Here is a 14,954-nt window from a genome sequence, read left to right on the forward strand (position 1 = left end):
GGAGACTCCCATGTTCCGCACTCGTTTGCTGGCGCGCTGCGCGCTGGCCGCCTGTCTGACCCCGGCCCTGCCGGCGGCGCACGCCCAGACCTTTCCCGCCAAGCCGATCACGCTGGCCGTCCCGCATTCGGCGGGCGGCACGTCCGACATCCTGGCCCGCACCGTCGCTGCCGAAGCCGCCAAGACGCTCGGCCAGACGATCGTGATCGACAACAAGGGCGGCGCCAACGGCACCATCGCCGCCAAGCAGGTGGCCTCGGCCGCGCCGGACGGCTACACGCTGCTGCTGGCCACCGCCAGCACGCACGGCATCAACCCGTCGCTGTACTCGCGCATTTCGTACGACGCGGTCAAGGACTTCACGCCGGTCACGCTGCTGGCCACCGTGCCCAACGTGCTGGTCGTCGGCCCCAACGTCAAGGCCAAGAATGTGCAGGAGCTGATCGCGTTCATCCGTTCGCAGGGCGACAAGACCAACATGGGCTCGGCGGGCGCCGGCACGCCGGGGCACCTGGCGGGCGAGATGTTCAAGAGCGAAGCCAAGCTGGAATTCACGCACGTGCCGTACAAGGGCGGCAGCCCCGCGATCACGGACCTGATCGGCGGCCAGATCGACTTCATGTTCACCACCATTCCGGGCGTCCTGCCGCATGTGAAGGCCGGCACGCTGCGCGCACTGGCCGTGACGTCGCCCGAGCGTTCGTCCGCGATGCCCGACGTGCCGACGATGGCCGAATCCGGCTTGCCTGGCTTTCAGGCGGTGTCCTGGCACGGCATCGTTGCGCCGGCCGGTACGCCGGACGCGGTGGTGGCCAAGCTGAATCAGGCGTTGACCGGCGCGCTGGCCTCGCCCGAGGTCAAGCAGCGCCTGCTGGAAGAGGGCGCGCGCGCCTCCAGCGTGAACACCGCCGAATTCGGCAAGTTCATCCAGACCGAGATCGCGGCGTGGGCGAAGGCGGTCAAGGACTCTGGCGCCACGGCGAATTGAGGCGGCAGGCGGTCTCGCGGCTTCTTTCAGCCTTTGAGGATTTCTGAAGACCGACGGGATTTGCCGGGCATCAGACGGGCGGATGAGCGCGAATCCGCCATGCTAGGATGCCCCGCATGCTGATTGCCGCCTTGCTTACCTCGCTGGCCCTGACCTCGGGCCCTGCCCTTGAATACGACCTTCCGTGCTTCTTTGCGGACAAGGAAGCGGAAGGCTCCCTCGAACACGTCCAGCACTGCGCCCGCGCCACGAACGGTAGCGTCGAATTCCGTCCCGCCGTCATGGCGCGCATGGATTTCAGCAAGGATGGCCTGTCACCCGCAACGGCCAATGGCTCGTGGCACTGGGTGCGGCCCGACGGACGCGCCGTCGCCGTGGTCACGTTCGATAACGGCGCCGACGATTTCGAGGAAGGCCTGACGCGCGGACCGTGGGCCGGCGGCATGGCCTACTACGACAGGCAACTCAACCGCGTGCTGGCTACGCCTTACGACTGGGTCGACCGCTTCGAGGGTGGTCTCGCCGCGGTGTGCAAGGGTTGCCGCATCGAGCGCACGCGCGACGGCGAACACAGTTATGTCACGGGCGGAGAATGGGGCGCCATCGACCGCGAAGGGCGGCTGGCGCTGCCCATGCGGCCGGATGCGATGTCGTTGCGGGCAGAGATGGAGGCGGCGCGCGGGGCGCCTCACCCGCAATAAATCTGCCGTACAGGGTGGGGGCCGCGCGTTACAAATATGAGGCTCAGCGCGCGGCCCGCGGCGCTACCGCTGGCACGGTTTGACGTTGCGCGCGCTGGCTTAGCCAGACGCTGCCCACCACCACCCCCATGCCTGCCAATTGCAGCGGCGACAGGCTTTGGCCCAGGATCGCCCACCCCAGCACCGTGGCGGACAGCGGACTCAGAAAGCCCAGCGACGACACCGCAGCGGGTTCCAGCCGCGCCACCCCGCGGAACCACAGCACATAGGTCAGCGCCGCGCCGATCAGTCCCAGCCAAGCCAGGCCCATGACATTGACCAGCGTGAACGTCGGCAGCGGCGCCTCGGCCAGCAGCGCTGCGGGCACGAGCAGGATGCCGCCCGCCGTCAATTGCCACGACGTGAAGGTCAGCGCGGACACGGGCGGTTGCCACCGGCGGCTCAGCACGGTGCCCAGCGCCATGGATGCCGCGCTGCCCAACCCGGCTGCAACGCCGACGGGGTCCAGCGCCGCCTTGGGCGTCAGCACCAGCAGCGCCACGCCAGCCAGGCCCGTCAATGCCGCCACCACGGACAGCCCGCGCACCGGAGCGCCCAGCAGCAACCGGGCCAGTGCGATCACGACCAATGGCTGGATCGCACCGAGCGTGGCCGCCACCCCGCCCGGCAGGCGGTAGGCGGCGACGAACAGCAACGCCCAGAACACCGAAAAATTCAGCGCCCCAAGGACGAACACGCGCAGCCACCAGATGCCGTGCGGCAGCGCACGGACCCACAACATCAGCAGGATGCCGGCGGGCAGGGCACGCAGCATGGCGACCGTCAGCGGATAGCCCGGTGGCAGCATCAGCGTGGTGACGACGTAGGTGCTGCCCCAGATCGTGGGGGCGAGCGCGGTCAGGAGGAGGTCGGTGTTGCGGGACATTAATCAAAGGGAAGCGGCCGGCCAGCGCGCGCAGCGCTGGCCGCCGCCTTCAATACATATGCTGCCCGCCGTTCATGGCGACGTTGCTGCCTGTCATGAACCCGGCCGCGTCGCTGCAGATGAACGCGATCAGCGCGCCGATCTCATCGGGCTCGCCCAGCCGTCCCACGGGGATCTGCGGCAGGATCTTTTCCTGCATGACCTCCGGCGGCACGGCCTGCACCATGCGCGTGGCCAGATAACCGGGCGACACGGTGTTCACCGTCACGCCCTTGCGGGCGACTTCTAGCGCCAGCGATTTGGTGAAGCCGTGGATGCCCGCCTTGGAGGCCGCGTAGTTGGTCTGCCCGAATGCACCCTTGCTGCCGTTCACCGAAGAAATGTTCACGATGCGGCCCCAGCCCCGATCCGCCATCGGCCCGCAAAGCGGCTGCGTCATGTTGAACATGGAGTCCAGGTTGCTGTGCATGACGTCGGCCCAGTTCTGCGCGCTCATCTTGCGCAGGCTGGCGTCGCGCGTGATGCCGGCGTTGTTCACCAGGATGTCGATCTGGCGCCCATCTTCTTCAAGCTTGCGCGCCAGCGCCTGGCAGGCGTCGAAGTCCGCCACGTCGACCTTGTACATGGCGAAGGTGCGGCCTTTTGCCGCCTCTTCCTTGATCCATTCGCGCGTGGCGCTCTCGCTGGAATGGTAGGTGACGATGACGTCGTGGCCCGCATCGTGCAGCGCGACGGCGATGGCGCGGCCCAGGCAGCCCGTCCCGCCCGTGATGAGGGCGGTCCGTTTAGCGGTCATGGCGGCCTCCCTGCTGATGGGCGTCCTGCATGGCGGCGCAGGCGGCGGCCATCTGGTTGGTCATCGTGGACCACATCTGCGCGAAAGGCGAGTTGTCGACGGCCGCGCTGTTAGCCTGTTTGAACCATTCGCACATCGCTTCGCCCACGCCGGCGGCCATGGTGGCCTGTTCCTGCAGCGCGGCGTGCGTGAGGGCCTGGCTGGCTTCCAGTTGCGCCTGCCAGCGTTTGCGCGCGAGCTCGCCCATGGCGGGCATGACATCCTGCCAGTTGGCGGTGGGGTTCAAGGGGGAGAGGGCGGCGAGGACCTGGCCGGAGCTGTCGCCGGCCAGACGCTGGCCCATTTCCAGCCAGCGCTGCTGGCTTTCCTGCGCAAGCTGGGCCAGGCGCTGGCAGAAGGCGACGTTGGCGCCGGTCAGGCCGGCGGGCAGGGAGGCATTTGCTTTCTTCATCATCCGTCCTTGTAAATGGCGTGCTAAGGGGAAACGAATACACACGAGCCTCATGCCGTCGGCAGAGGGGCTTGCCCGTCAACGATAGCCCAGCGAGCGGCGGTACGGCCAGCGTTGCCGACGCAAACCTTGCGCAAGGCGCAAGCGCACACGCAGTTCTTGACGCAGCGCCGCACATGGTGTCCCATCGCAACGATGCAGCTGTACTAATGGCCCCCACTGCCGCGGAGACCCCTTGCCGACATCAGGCCTGATGGATCGTGTTCCCTCGTGGCGTTATCTGCCCGTGGCCTTGGCGCTGGTGCTGCCGGTGATCGCCTGCGTCGCCTGGACGTGGTGGCACGCGCAGAAGGAACAGCGCCTTGAAGCCGAGTCGGCCGCGCGCATCGTGCGGGTGCAGACGCAGCACGTCCTGACGCAGACGTGGACGTTGGCGGACCGGGTGGCGGCGCTGACGGCGCTGTCCTGCGACGAAGCGCTGCCCGACCTGCAACGCTGGGGCGCACTGAACCCGTATCTGCGGTCCCTGTTCCTGGTACGCGGCGATCGCATCTATTGTTCGTCGGCTGTTGGCAAGATCGACTACCCGGTCTCGGAGTTTCGCAAGTGGGTATCCGACCTGCCGCCCGACCGCTGGCGCTTTACCGTGACCGGCACGCCGCTGGCGCCCGAACGGCCGGCGATCCTGCTGGGCCGGCCCGGCGCCGAGGGCCGCAGCGGCGTCGTGGTGGTCGACGGACGGTACGTACAGGATCTGCTGGACGCCGTGGCAAGCCTGCGCGATTACCGCATCGAACTGCAGGTAGGCGAGGGCGGGGCGTTCATTCACAACGATTTCAAGGGTGCGGCGGGGGCGGCGCGCGAGCTGGTCCACCACGAGACCACGGGCCACGATGGGCCCACACCGCTGACCATTCGCGTCAATGCGCCGGCTGAAGCCGTCGTGCAGGCGTGGCAGCAATTGATGATGACCTACCTGCCTGCCGCCGCACTGCTCGGTTTCGGCCTGGCCGTGGTCGCTTACCGCCAGCAGGCGAACCGCCGTTCCTTCAAAGAGCAGTTGCGCCGCGCGATCCGGGCTGATGAATTCAGGGTGCATTACCAACCCGTGTACGGTCATGCAACGGGCCAATGCAGCGGCGTCGAGGCGCTGCTGCGCTGGGAGCGGCCCGGGGTCGGATCCGTGCGGCCGGACGTCTTCATTGCCGCGGCCGAGGCCGATGGCATGATCGCCCCGCTGACGCGCCATCTGTTTACGCTGATCGAACGCGACATGCGCAGCTGGACCACGCCGCCGGGGTTTCACGTCGGAGTCAACATTGCCGCCGAGCATTTGTCATGCGCCGAGTTCACCACCGACGTCGAGCGCTTCGCCGCCAACATCGCCCATCGTGACCCGACCCTGGTATTGGAGATCACCGAACGCAGCCTGATCACCGATGACGGCCAGGCGCGGCGCAACATCGACGCGCTGCGTGAGCAGGGGGTGCGTGTTGCCATCGACGACTTCGGCACCGGCCACTGCTCGCTGTCGTATCTGCAGCGCTTTCCGGTGGATTACCTGAAAATCGACAAGGGCTTCGTGCATGCCATCGAACCCACCGGCGAAGACGCGCCAGTGCTGGACGTGATCATCACGCTTGCCCATCGTCTGGGCCTGGCGGTGTTAGCCGAAGGCGTTGAAACGGATCTGCAGTTCCGCTATCTCACCGGGCGCGGCGTCGCGTTCATCCAGGGCTACCTGTTTGCTCGGCCCATGCCGTCGGATCAGTTCGTGACGTGGTACGCCGGGCACGTGCCACCGAACGCACCGGTGGGCGAGCCGCAATCGCGTTCAAGTGGTCTTGGCGTTGGATGACGGCTTGGCAAAGAACAGGTCCGTGATGGCCTGGCTGTCCATGGGTTCGCCGTTGATCGCGCGCGTCAGCATTTCCGCGCCCAGCAGTTGCACCGAAAACACCAGATCGGGCTGCACCCGGCGGATCTTCTCCAGATGCTTGCTGGTGTTGACCAGCGCCACGGTCTTGGCGCCGTCGGTGCCCGTGGCTTCCTTCGCGGCCAGCACGATGAATGCGTTTTCCGCGTCGTCGTCGCGCAGCGCCAGCACATAACGCGCCCGCGCGACGCCCGCGACGTGCAGCACGTCCACGCTGGAGGGATCGCCTTCGATCAGGTCGGCGGCGGCGGGATAGTCGTGCGCCATGCCCGTTGGCACGATGACGGTGACTTCTTCGTTGCGGCTGCGCAGACCCTGGTAGACGCTTAGCGCGAGGGGCGTCGCGCCGGCGATGATGATGTGGTTTTTTCTCATGGCCGAAGAAAACCTGCCTTTGACGAGCCGTTTCAGATTGCCGCCGATCACCGGTCCGGCGATCGCGCTGACGGAGGTGGCGAACACGGTAATGCCGAGGATGATAATCGACGCCGTGAACAGGCGCGCCGTGCCGCTATGCGGCACGATGTCGCCGTAGCCCACCGTGGACATCGAGACGATCGAGAAGTACAGCGCGGTGCCCGCGTCCAGAATCGGCGGGTTGAATTCGTTGCCCAGGTATAGCGTGCCGAACACCGCGTAGATCATCAGCGACAGCACGCTGACCAGCGCAAACAGCGACCCGGCCGTCACGCTGGCGCGGTCAAAGCGCCGCCAGTACGCCACCAGCGCAATCACCAGGACCAGCGTGTAGATGCCCAGCCCCGCGCGGCCCCCGTCGCCCAGAATGGCGAACGTGCCGATGCCGATCAGCAGCACCAGCGAGAACGCCCACGCGATGCGCGCCTTCAGGATCAAGCCTAGCGCAATCACCTGCAAACCGACGCCTAGCACCAGACGTGGAATCTCCAGCAGACCGACCACGCGCATGATCTCGTGCCAGTTGTCCAGCGCGAGCCAGAACGAATATTCGCGGGCACGGACTTCGCGCAGCACCGGGTGCATGAACGCGTAGCCGTCCAGCGCCACCAGGATGGCAAGGCACCAGTTCGGCGGGAAAAACGCCAGTATCTTGCGGAGGCGATGGCGCAGGGATGGCTGGGGCAGGGGCATGGAGGGGAGGGGCTTGCTATATCAATCTGGTATGGAAGACTATCAACAAAGAATTACTGGAAACGCGTCCGAGGTCCTAAACTTTCCTCATCAGGCGGCTATCCGGAAGGAACACCGCCGATATGGCAGTAACGCCCCCCAGCAGCATGGGTGGACGCATTGCCAGGCGTTGATCACGTTGCAGCCCGTGCAGGGACTAGAGACCCGGCGCAGGCCACGGTCGGACCGTGCGTGAGTAGTATGAGGCACGAATGTTGGAATCGCGTGATCCAGGTAGAAGGCATCGGTGCCGGCCGATGACTCCGGGTTCACGTGTTGTTTTAGCGCGGCGTCTTACCCTTCGGGGGCAGCGCCGCGTTTTTTTCGCCTGGCGGTCTTGCGCCGGGCGATTTCAGGCAGACGCGTTCGCGTCCGCTTCTTCGCTGCGCCAGGCTTGTTGCCCGTCCGTGCGCGCGGTTGGCGTTGACACCCGATAGTCCAGATCCAGCGTGATGTCGGCTGCAAACATGTAGCCCCATCCGTGGACCGCACGGATCGGCAGCGTCATCTGATTGGCCGCGGCCTTGCGGCGCAGGCGGCTGATCATCACATCCACGAAGCGGCGGCGCGTAATGCCGCTGTCGGCTTCGTCCGCGCCATCGGCCAGAAAGGCGTCGCGGCTGATCTTGCGGTCGGGCGACTTCACCAGCCGCGACAGAAAATCGCGTTCACCGGTCGTCAGGCCCAGCGTCCGGCCCTTGGGGCTGATGAGCGTCCATCCCTTGTTTGCCAGCCGCCAGCCTTCCTGGGCCGGTTCTTCTATGGCTTCCGTGCCCGCGCCCGGCTCCATCCCGTCCAGCCCGACCGCGCGTCGCACCAGCGCCTGCAGCACCGCCGCGAGCTCCAGGCCGGTCACGTCCGGCGGCAGGCAGGCGTCCGCGCCGCAGAGCAGGGTGCGGATACGGCTTTCGGAATCGGTGAATGGGGCGATGGCCACGATGCCCAGGCTGCGATCGATGGCGCGCAGCCGCACGGCGGCGTTGTGCACATCGGTAAGCGGGGCTTCCAGGACGACCAGCGGGCTGGGCCGGCGGGAAAATCGGTCGTAGACATCCACGAGATCGTGGCAGCGGCGGACGTTGAATCCCAGGTGGGAAAGGGACTCGACGAGTCTGGCATGCCTGGCGTCGTCATTGCCAAGAAAAATGACATCCAGCGTGTTGTTCATTGATGCTTCCAATGAGGCGCCGCGACGGGGCGCTGGCGCCTTGAAAAAGCCGGACGTCTGGCAGAGCCATGCCGTTTCCGGCCGTTGCGGCGCTTGTCGTTCCAGAGTCACGCCTGTGTTGCATTTAAACACGGGCGTGTTTTTTTGTGAAGATACGTTTCTATGGTTTCGGACGGTAACAGTCGTCCAGGGGGAAATAGCCCGGCATTCATTGAAACAGCGTTTGATCCCCGATTTGCGTCAGAAAAATATTATGTATTACCGATACATTATTTTCTCTTTCGGCCGATTTCTGCCCATAAACTCATGCGGCTTTTTTTGCTCCGATTTTGCTGCAACGTCGCGCGACGGCAGCGGTGGGATGGGCGGGCAAGGCGCTGCAAGCCGATGAAAGATATGACTTTTAACGGGGCGGACTGCGGCGTGAAGCGAGGGCGCGCGGCAGCATGCGCGCAAGGCCAGGGGGGCCAAGCGGCGATTTATGAATTAGCCCGGAAATTGGGGTCTAATCCCTTTATTTGGCCGCGGAATTGAAATGCTTTAATCCAAAAAAACCATACAAATTAATGTCTCAGGTTGATCGATTGGACACGTTTAGCCATCGTCTGCGCAATGCAAGAATGCTTCAGGGGTGGACTCAAAAAGACTTGGCGGTCGCAAGCAACCTGTCGCAAAGCGCTATTGGCAACTACGAAAGCGGACAGCGCCAGCAGCCGTCCAGCGAGGCGCTCATCAAGCTGACGCGCGCCCTGCGCGTCAACCCCCTGTGGCTGAGTACCGGCGAAGGGCCCATGCTCGACACGCCGTCCGGCCATGTTGCTGCGGGCAGACTGGGCGAAATCCCCGACCCGCCCGCCTGGCCCTTCGAAACCATCTCCTACGCGGCCTACGCGCGGCTTTCGCACCAGGAAAAACGGCAGATCGAGCTGGTGCTGGGCGCCTACATCAAGGCACGCGGCGAATAGTCCCCATCGGTTGCGCAGGAACCTGCGGGCGCGGCCGGACATCGGCGGGCGCGATGGCGCCGGTGCCGCGGGGATCGGTGCGCAGGCGGCTGCGCAGGCGTTCCACGGGATCCGCAATCAGGTAGTTCAGCACCGCCGAGACCCCGATGCATCCCGTGATGGCCATGGCGGCGAACAGCATGGGTTGATGCTCCTGCACATCGTGCATCAGCCAGCTGAACGCCATGATGACCAGCATGTGGCAGATGTACAGGGGATAGCTGAGTTCACCAATGGCCTTGTCCAGCTTGTGGCGCGATTGGAACAGGAATGCCAGCGGCAGCAGTGCGGCAAACAGCAGGACCGCCAGACCATCGCGAACGGTGGGATTGATGCCGATCGAGAAGTGCGCAACCGTATACAGGAACAGGACGCCGGTGCCGAGTTCGGGCAGGCGCTTCACGCGCTGCGTCCAGGCCTTCATGCGTGGCAGCAGCACCTGATGCGACAGCGAACCGATCAGGAACAGCGCCAGCTCCGTGGGGAAAAAGCGATAGGTCCAAGGATCCGAGCGGCCGACCCCCGTCCAGATCAGGATCGCGCGCAGGGCCAGCGAGGCGGCCAGCAGCGCCAGCAACCGGCGCGGCGAGCGCAGGATGAATGGCGCAACCAGGTAGAAGCTCATTTCCACACCAAGCGTCCACGCTTGCGGTACCAGCAGACCCTTGTAGAGCGGCACGTCGCTGTTCGCAAAGCTGCCCGTGAAGGCCAGCGCCGAATCGCGGATGCCGAAGAACATCAGCCAGTCCTGGCCGAAGAGGAAGAGGTTGGAGAGGAACAGGAAGACTTCGGCGCTGAAGGGCAGGGCTTCGTAGATGCGGAAGAACGAGCCGCCGCTGACGATGTGGGCCGTCAGGGTCAGGGCCGCCACCGCCAGATAGATCGGGAAAAGCCGCAGGAAACGATTGGCGTAGAACTTGCCGGTGGCGCCCTGATAATGGTCCGTCGCCGTCAGCACGTAGGAAATGAGGAAGCCGGAAATCACATAGAAGAGCTGCACGGCAAGCCTGCCGCCGACAAGCTGATCGGCGTAGCCGCCGCCCAGGTGGTCCAGCACCACTGACAATGCCAGTAAGGTTCTCAAGAAGCCCATCGCGCATCTCCCCGGTCGATATTGTTCTCAGCCCCGATGGGCCGGACACTGCGCATGCGGTTGTCGCGGGCTCCGCTCCTCTTTCCCTGTATTACTTTTTAGGCCGGAGTCATCAACTGTCATTGATTCTGCTCGCGGCCACCCACCCCCGCCATGCGGCATTCGATGCAGAACCGGCGATCATCGGAGCTAGAACCTCCGGCTCAAGCGTGCATCTTTTGGATACGGCTGACGGACGGAGAAAATCGCGTGATGACGCACGGGCCGGTTACATTACGACGATACGCATCAATTGGAGGCTTGCTCATGCCCAATTTCCTGTCCACGCCCAGCAGAATGCTCTGCCTGGGACTGTTGACCGCGGCCCTGGCCGGATGCGCCGGCATGACCGGCGGCGCGCGTCCCGAAGGCGCCGCTGCGGCCAGCGCGGCCACCAGCAAGGATTCGCTGGCGCAGACAAGCTGGGAACTGGTCCGCTGGGCACAACCCGGTGGCCAGCTGCGCGACATCCCGCACGGGGACACCGGCGAGCCCATCCGCCTGACCTTTCTTGCGCAGGGCAAGCAATACCAGGTCAACGGATTCTCCGGCTGCAATCGTTACACGGGCACGTACAAGCTCGAGCGCAACAAGCTCGTCATCGACGCGCCCGCCACCACGCGCATGGCCTGCGTGCCGCCCGAGCGCGCAAAGCTGGAAGCCGACTACCTGCGCGCGCTGCGCGCCATCGACACGTTCACGCTGGACAGCGGCGGCGCGCCGCGTCACCTGACGTTCAATCTGCGGGGTGGCGACGTGCTGGAGTTCGAGCGCCGCCAGGATCCGCCGACCCCCTGATTCCCGCTTCGCTGAACGATCCGAGAGACCTGCATGCGCTCATTCCTTTTCCAGCGCCGCCTGACGTCCGTCCTGCTGTGCGCGGGTCTCGTTGCCTGCTCGTCGCCGCCGATGCGCGCGGCCGATGGCCAGGATCCGCGTTTTCAGCCGGCCTCGGCTTCCGACATCCTGGTGCAGACGAACTGGGACCTGGCGCGCTGGACGCTGCCCGGCGGCGCGCTGCGCCCCGTGCCGCATCCGTCGTCCTCCACGCGCCCGATCACGGCTGCGTTCATCCACGACCAGGGCTCGCCGCGGATGATGGGATTCAGCGGATGCAATACCTACAACGCGCCGTACACCATCGCCAATGGCCAGTTGATCGTGCGCGCCGATCCGGTGTCGACCCGCATGGCCTGCGCGCCGCAGACGATGGCGCTCGAGCACGATTTCCTGGCGTCGCTCACCCGGATCACGGCCAGTTCCTTCGATAACGCCAACAATCCGCAACGGATGACGTGGAAGCTCAGCACCGGCGACACGCTGGACTTCGGGCGCCGCGCGGATCCCGTGGTGGGCGGCCAGCGCGGCCCCACCAAGCTGGTCTACGTCAACGCCGAGCGGGTGCCCTGCGACACGGCCGGTGGCCGCGGCATGTGCTATCAGGTGCGGGACAGCGCCTCGCATCCCTGGCAGGCCTGGCCGGGCGAAATCACCGGGTTCAATTTCCAGCCCGGCGTGCACTACCGCCTGCGCGTGGTCGAGATCAATGACCCGAATGCCACCTTGGGAGCTGCCCCGCTGCGCTGGGTGCTGGACGCGGTGGTCGAGCAGCAGGTCGTCACCCGCTAGGGACGGCAGGCGGTCTGGGCGGTGCGCGGTCTGGGCACCGGCCGCCCAGCGGTACTCCCGTCTGCGGCGCAAACGGCCCAGCGATTATGATTACGGGCTTCGCCGCCTGTTTTCTATCGCTTTGCCATGACTTCCGTCGTCAATATCGCCGCTTACAAATTCGTTCCGCTGGATGACCTGCCTGCGTTGCGCGAGCGCCTGCTCGCCGAGGCCGGCGCCGCCGGGCTCAAGGGCACGATCCTGCTGGCCGGGGAAGGCATCAACCTGTTCCTCGCGGGGGCGGCCGGCGGCATCGACACCTTCTTGCTGGGCCTGCGCGCCGATGCGCGGTTCGCGGACCTGGAGGTCAAGTTCAGCCACAGCAACGACGTGCCGTTCCGCAAGCTGCTGGTCAAGATCAAGCGCGAGATCATCCGCATGAACCACCCTGCCATCCGGCCGGCAGCGGGCCGCGCGCCCGGCGTCGATGCGCACACGCTGGCGCGCTGGCTGGCGGCGGGCGTGGACGACAATGGCCGGCCCGTGGTCATGCTGGACACGCGCAACGCCTTCGAGGTGGACGAAGGCACGTTCAAGAACGCCATCGACTGGCGCATCGACCGCTTCACGCAGTTTCCCGCCGCGGTCGAGGCAAACCGGGCGCAACTCGAGGGCAAGACCGTCGTCAGCTTCTGCACGGGCGGCATTCGCTGCGAAAAGGCCGCCATCTTCATGAACGAGGCCGGCATCGAAAACGTCTACCAGCTCGACGGCGGCATTCTGAAATACTTCGAGGAAACGGGCGGCCCCGGCTACGAAGGCAAGTGCTTCGTGTTTGACGAGCGCGTCTCGCTGGACCCGGCGCTGGCGCCCAGCAACGCCTGATCGGATTTCCCGCAGAAACAAAAAAGCGCCCGCATTTGCGGGCGCTTTGCATTGGCAGTGACGCGGTTCAGCGCACGCGCATGCCGGGCTTGGCGCCGGGGAACGGCTCCAGCACGTAGATGCCGGCGTCGACGGCTTCATCCGCATGGCTGGCGGCCAGCACCATGCCTTCGGACACGCCGAACTTCATTTTGCGCGGCGCCAGGTTGGCGACCATGACGGTCAGCTTGCCGACCAGGTCTTCCGGCTTGTAGGCCGACTTGATGCCCGAAAACACGTTGCGGTGGCGGCCTTCGCCCACGTCCAGCGTCAGGCGCAGCAGCTTGGTCGAGCCTTCGACGTGCTCGCAATTGACGATCTGCGCGATACGCAGGTCGACGCGCGCGAAGTCGTCGATGGAGATGGTCTCGGCCAGCGGCTCGCCGCCGGGCACCACGACGGGCGCGGCGGGCGGCTCGAACAGGTCTTCCAGCATCTGCGGTTCGACGCGCTGCATCAGGTGCTTGAACGGCGCCACGCGTTGCGGCAGGACCGAGGCATCGGCCCAGGTGAAGGGCGCCTGCGCGCCGAACAGTTCCAGGGCAACGCGTTCGGCCAGCTGGGGCAGCACCGGCGCCAGCATCACCGACAGCGCCTTGAAGCCGGCCAGCGAGCGCGAGCAGATGTCCTGCAGCGCGGCCTTCTGCGCGTCGTCGGCGGTGGCGATGCCCTTGGCCAGCACCCACGGCTGCGCGGTGTCGAACGCCTGGTTGATGCGGTCGGCGTAAGCCATGATCTCGCGGATGGCGCGGTTGTACTCGCGGGCCTCGAACGCGGCGCGGATGGACTCGGCCTGTTCGGCGTATTCAGCGGACAACGCGCTGGTGTCGCCGGAATAACCCAGGACGCCGTCGAAATGCTTGGTGATGAAGCTGGCGGCGCGGCTGGCGATGTTGACGTACTTGCCGACCAGATCGCTGTTCACCCGGGCAATGAAGTCCTCGGGATTGAAGTCCACGTCTTCGACGCGCGCGTTCAGCTTGGCGGCGATGTAGTAGCGCATCCATTCGGCGTTCATGCCGAGTTCCAGGTAGCGCAACGGCGAAATGCCGGTGCCGCGGCTCTTGGACATCTTTTCGCCGCTGACGGTGATGAAGCCGTGCACGTTGACCGCGTCCGGCGTCTTGCGGCCAGCGAACTTCAGCATGGCGGGCCAGAACAGGGCGTGGAAGTACACGATGTCCTTGCCGATGAAGTGGACCTGTTCGGTGTCGCCGTTGGGATCGAGCAGGGCGTCAAAATCCATGCCCTTGACCGCGCAATAGGACTTGAGCGACGCCAGATACCCGACCGGCGCGTCCAGCCAGACGTAGAAATACTTGCCCGGCGCGTCCGGGATCTCGATGCCGAAATAGGGCGCGTCGCGGGAAATGTCCCAGTCGCCCAGCTTGGCCTCGCCGTCTTCGCCGCCCAGCCATTCGCGCGTCTTGGCCAGCATTTCAGGTTGCAGATGCTTGGCGCCTGCCTTGTTCGAACCCGTGGTCCACTGTTGCAGGAATTCCACGCAGCGCGGATCGGACAGCTTGAAGAAGAAGTGGTCGGACGACTTCAGGACGGGCGTGGCGCCCGTCAGCGCGGAGTACGGATTGATCAGTTCGGTGGGCGCATACACCGCGCCGCAGACCTCGCACGAATCGCCGTACTGGTCCTTGGCGTGGCACTTGGGGCACTCGCCCTTGATGTAGCGGTCGGCCAGGAACATGCCCTTGACCGGATCGTAGAACTGCTCGATGGAGCGCGTTTCGATCAGGTCCTGGGCCTTGAGCGCGCGGTAGATGTCCTGCGACAGCGCGACGTTTTCCGCCGAATCGGTGGAATGCCAGTGGTCGAAACGGATGTGGAACCCGTTCAGGTATTGCGGACGCTCGGCCGCGTAGCGCGCAACCAGCGCCTGCGGCGTGATGCCTTCCTTTTCGGCCTTCAGCATGATCGGCGCGCCGTGCGCGTCGTCGGCGCCCACAAAGTGCACCGTGTGGCCCGCCATTCGCATCGAACGAACCCAGATATCGGCCTGGATGTACTCCATGATGTGGCCGATGTGGAAAGATCCGTTGGCGTAGGGCAGCGCAGTGGTGACAAAGAGGGTGCGAGACATGGTTGTCGACTGAGGTTGAGGGGAAAAGGGATTTGGCCGGCCATTTTAGGGCAAGCGCGCGCGCCTGCCGCTGATGC

At 65.3% G+C, this 14,954-nt stretch carries 14 protein-coding genes and 1 pseudogene; 8 read left to right on the top strand and 7 right to left on the bottom strand.

Translation table 11 applies throughout. From position 1 onward, the window contains the following. The first annotated feature begins 10 nt into the window (after positions 1-10). Both MHZ91_RS00725 and MHZ91_RS00730 read left to right on the top strand, forming a co-directional pair. Positions 11-988, top strand: coding sequence for a tripartite tricarboxylate transporter substrate binding protein (locus MHZ91_RS00725; protein WP_175137827.1), 978 nt, complete (start codon positions 11-13; stop codon positions 986-988). Positions 989-1,104: 116 nt separating this feature from the next. After that, positions 1,105-1,689 carry a WG repeat-containing protein gene (locus MHZ91_RS00730; protein ID WP_239211389.1) on the top strand — a complete coding sequence of 195 codons (585 nt, stop codon included), beginning with the start codon at positions 1,105-1,107 and terminating at the stop codon, positions 1,687-1,689. Between the two features lie 43 nt (positions 1,690-1,732). On the opposite strand, the gene MHZ91_RS00735 is transcribed toward MHZ91_RS00730, so the two are convergent. The 3 genes from MHZ91_RS00735 to MHZ91_RS00745 are packed head-to-tail and all read right to left on the bottom strand — an operon-like array spanning position 1,733 to position 3,861. Next, the gene (locus MHZ91_RS00735; RefSeq protein ID WP_175137825.1) at positions 1,733-2,614 is read right to left on the bottom strand and encodes an EamA family transporter; all 882 of its coding nucleotides are present in this window, start codon (positions 2,612-2,614) and stop codon (positions 1,733-1,735) included. 49 nt (positions 2,615-2,663) lie between these two features. Then, positions 2,664-3,410, bottom strand: a complete 747-nt coding sequence (gene phbB / locus MHZ91_RS00740) for an acetoacetyl-CoA reductase (RefSeq protein WP_239211391.1) — start codon at positions 3,408-3,410, stop codon at positions 2,664-2,666. Beyond that, positions 3,400-3,861 carry a hypothetical protein gene (locus MHZ91_RS00745; protein WP_370647765.1) on the bottom strand — a complete coding sequence of 154 codons (462 nt, stop codon included), beginning with the start codon at positions 3,859-3,861 and terminating at the stop codon, positions 3,400-3,402. The genes phbB and MHZ91_RS00745 overlap by 11 nt, the downstream gene beginning before the upstream one ends. A gap of 253 nt (positions 3,862-4,114) precedes the next feature. On the opposite strand from MHZ91_RS00745, the gene MHZ91_RS00750 reads away from it, so the two are divergent. Then, positions 4,115-5,719, top strand: coding sequence for an EAL domain-containing protein (locus MHZ91_RS00750; RefSeq protein WP_239211394.1), 1,605 nt, complete (start codon positions 4,115-4,117; stop codon positions 5,717-5,719). Here the strand turns inward: MHZ91_RS00750 and kch are convergent. Further along, positions 5,696-6,907: a voltage-gated potassium channel protein gene (gene kch, locus MHZ91_RS00755; RefSeq protein ID WP_239211395.1), complete on the bottom strand. Its 1,212-nt coding sequence runs from the start codon at positions 6,905-6,907 to the stop codon at positions 5,696-5,698. The genes MHZ91_RS00750 and kch overlap by 24 nt on opposite strands. A gap of 391 nt (positions 6,908-7,298) precedes the next feature. After that, complete coding sequence (locus MHZ91_RS00760) at positions 7,299-8,114, bottom strand: response regulator transcription factor (protein ID WP_175122474.1); 816 nt, start codon at positions 8,112-8,114, stop codon at positions 7,299-7,301. On the opposite strand from MHZ91_RS00760, the gene MHZ91_RS00765 reads away from it, so the two are divergent. Beyond that, positions 8,104-8,505, top strand: a complete 402-nt coding sequence (locus tag MHZ91_RS00765) for a hypothetical protein (protein ID WP_239211396.1) — start codon at positions 8,104-8,106, stop codon at positions 8,503-8,505. The genes MHZ91_RS00760 and MHZ91_RS00765 overlap by 11 nt on opposite strands. Before the next feature lie 175 nt (positions 8,506-8,680). Next, on the top strand, positions 8,681-9,079 hold the full coding sequence (locus MHZ91_RS00770; protein ID WP_175137991.1) for a helix-turn-helix domain-containing protein: 399 nt from the start codon (positions 8,681-8,683) through the stop codon (positions 9,077-9,079). Here the strand turns inward: MHZ91_RS00770 and MHZ91_RS00775 are convergent. Continuing rightward, positions 9,060-10,211, bottom strand: a complete 1,152-nt coding sequence (locus MHZ91_RS00775; protein WP_239211400.1) for an acyltransferase — start codon at positions 10,209-10,211, stop codon at positions 9,060-9,062. The genes MHZ91_RS00770 and MHZ91_RS00775 overlap by 20 nt on opposite strands. 306 nt (positions 10,212-10,517) lie before the next feature. On the opposite strand from MHZ91_RS00775, the gene MHZ91_RS00780 reads away from it, so the two are divergent. From MHZ91_RS00780 to MHZ91_RS00790, 3 genes are all read left to right on the top strand, one after another. Continuing rightward, the gene (locus MHZ91_RS00780) at positions 10,518-11,048 is read left to right on the top strand and encodes an META domain-containing protein (protein ID WP_239211405.1); all 531 of its coding nucleotides are present in this window, start codon (positions 10,518-10,520) and stop codon (positions 11,046-11,048) included. A 33-nt stretch (positions 11,049-11,081) separates the two neighbouring features. Next, positions 11,082-11,879 carry a DUF4377 domain-containing protein gene (locus MHZ91_RS00785; RefSeq protein ID WP_370647766.1) on the top strand — a complete coding sequence of 266 codons (798 nt, stop codon included), beginning with the start codon at positions 11,082-11,084 and terminating at the stop codon, positions 11,877-11,879. A 126-nt stretch (positions 11,880-12,005) separates the two neighbouring features. Beyond that, entirely contained in the window at positions 12,006-12,743 is a 738-nt protein-coding gene (locus tag MHZ91_RS00790; RefSeq protein WP_175184674.1) for a sulfurtransferase, read from the top strand. A gap of 67 nt (positions 12,744-12,810) precedes the next feature. Here the strand turns inward: MHZ91_RS00790 and metG are convergent. Next, positions 12,811-14,910, bottom strand: a pseudogene (gene metG, locus MHZ91_RS00795) (methionine--tRNA ligase); the annotation flags it as partial. Positions 14,911-14,954: the final 44 nt, after the last annotated feature.

The sequence above is a fragment of the Achromobacter sp. ACRQX genome, assembly GCF_022346505.1.
In the GTDB taxonomy this organism is placed as follows: domain Bacteria; phylum Pseudomonadota; class Gammaproteobacteria; order Burkholderiales; family Burkholderiaceae_B; genus Achromobacter; species Achromobacter animicus.

Bases quoted from the DNA above. Each gene is read 5' to 3' on its own strand.
- MHZ91_RS00725 (WP_175137827.1), top strand. From the start codon at position 11: ATGTTCCGCACTCGTTTGCTGGCGCGCTGCGCGCTGGCCGCCTGTCTG.
- MHZ91_RS00730 (WP_239211389.1), top strand. From the start codon at position 1,105: ATGCTGATTGCCGCCTTGCTTACCTCGCTGGCCCTGACCTCGGGCCCT.
- MHZ91_RS00735 (WP_175137825.1), bottom strand. From the start codon at position 2,614: ATGTCCCGCAACACCGACCTCCTCCTGACCGCGCTCGCCCCCACGATC.
- phbB (WP_239211391.1), bottom strand. From the start codon at position 3,410: ATGACCGCTAAACGGACCGCCCTCATCACGGGCGGGACGGGCTGCCTG.
- MHZ91_RS00745 (WP_370647765.1), bottom strand. From the start codon at position 3,861: ATGAAGAAAGCAAATGCCTCCCTGCCCGCCGGCCTGACCGGCGCCAAC.
- MHZ91_RS00750 (WP_239211394.1), top strand. From the start codon at position 4,115: ATGGATCGTGTTCCCTCGTGGCGTTATCTGCCCGTGGCCTTGGCGCTG.
- kch (WP_239211395.1), bottom strand. From the start codon at position 6,907: ATGCCCCTGCCCCAGCCATCCCTGCGCCATCGCCTCCGCAAGATACTG.
- MHZ91_RS00760 (WP_175122474.1), bottom strand. From the start codon at position 8,114: ATGAACAACACGCTGGATGTCATTTTTCTTGGCAATGACGACGCCAGG.
- MHZ91_RS00770 (WP_175137991.1), top strand. From the start codon at position 8,681: ATGTCTCAGGTTGATCGATTGGACACGTTTAGCCATCGTCTGCGCAAT.
- MHZ91_RS00775 (WP_239211400.1), bottom strand. From the start codon at position 10,211: ATGGGCTTCTTGAGAACCTTACTGGCATTGTCAGTGGTGCTGGACCAC.
- MHZ91_RS00780 (WP_239211405.1), top strand. From the start codon at position 10,518: ATGCCCAATTTCCTGTCCACGCCCAGCAGAATGCTCTGCCTGGGACTG.
- MHZ91_RS00785 (WP_370647766.1), top strand. From the start codon at position 11,082: ATGCGCTCATTCCTTTTCCAGCGCCGCCTGACGTCCGTCCTGCTGTGC.
- MHZ91_RS00790 (WP_175184674.1), top strand. From the start codon at position 12,006: ATGACTTCCGTCGTCAATATCGCCGCTTACAAATTCGTTCCGCTGGAT.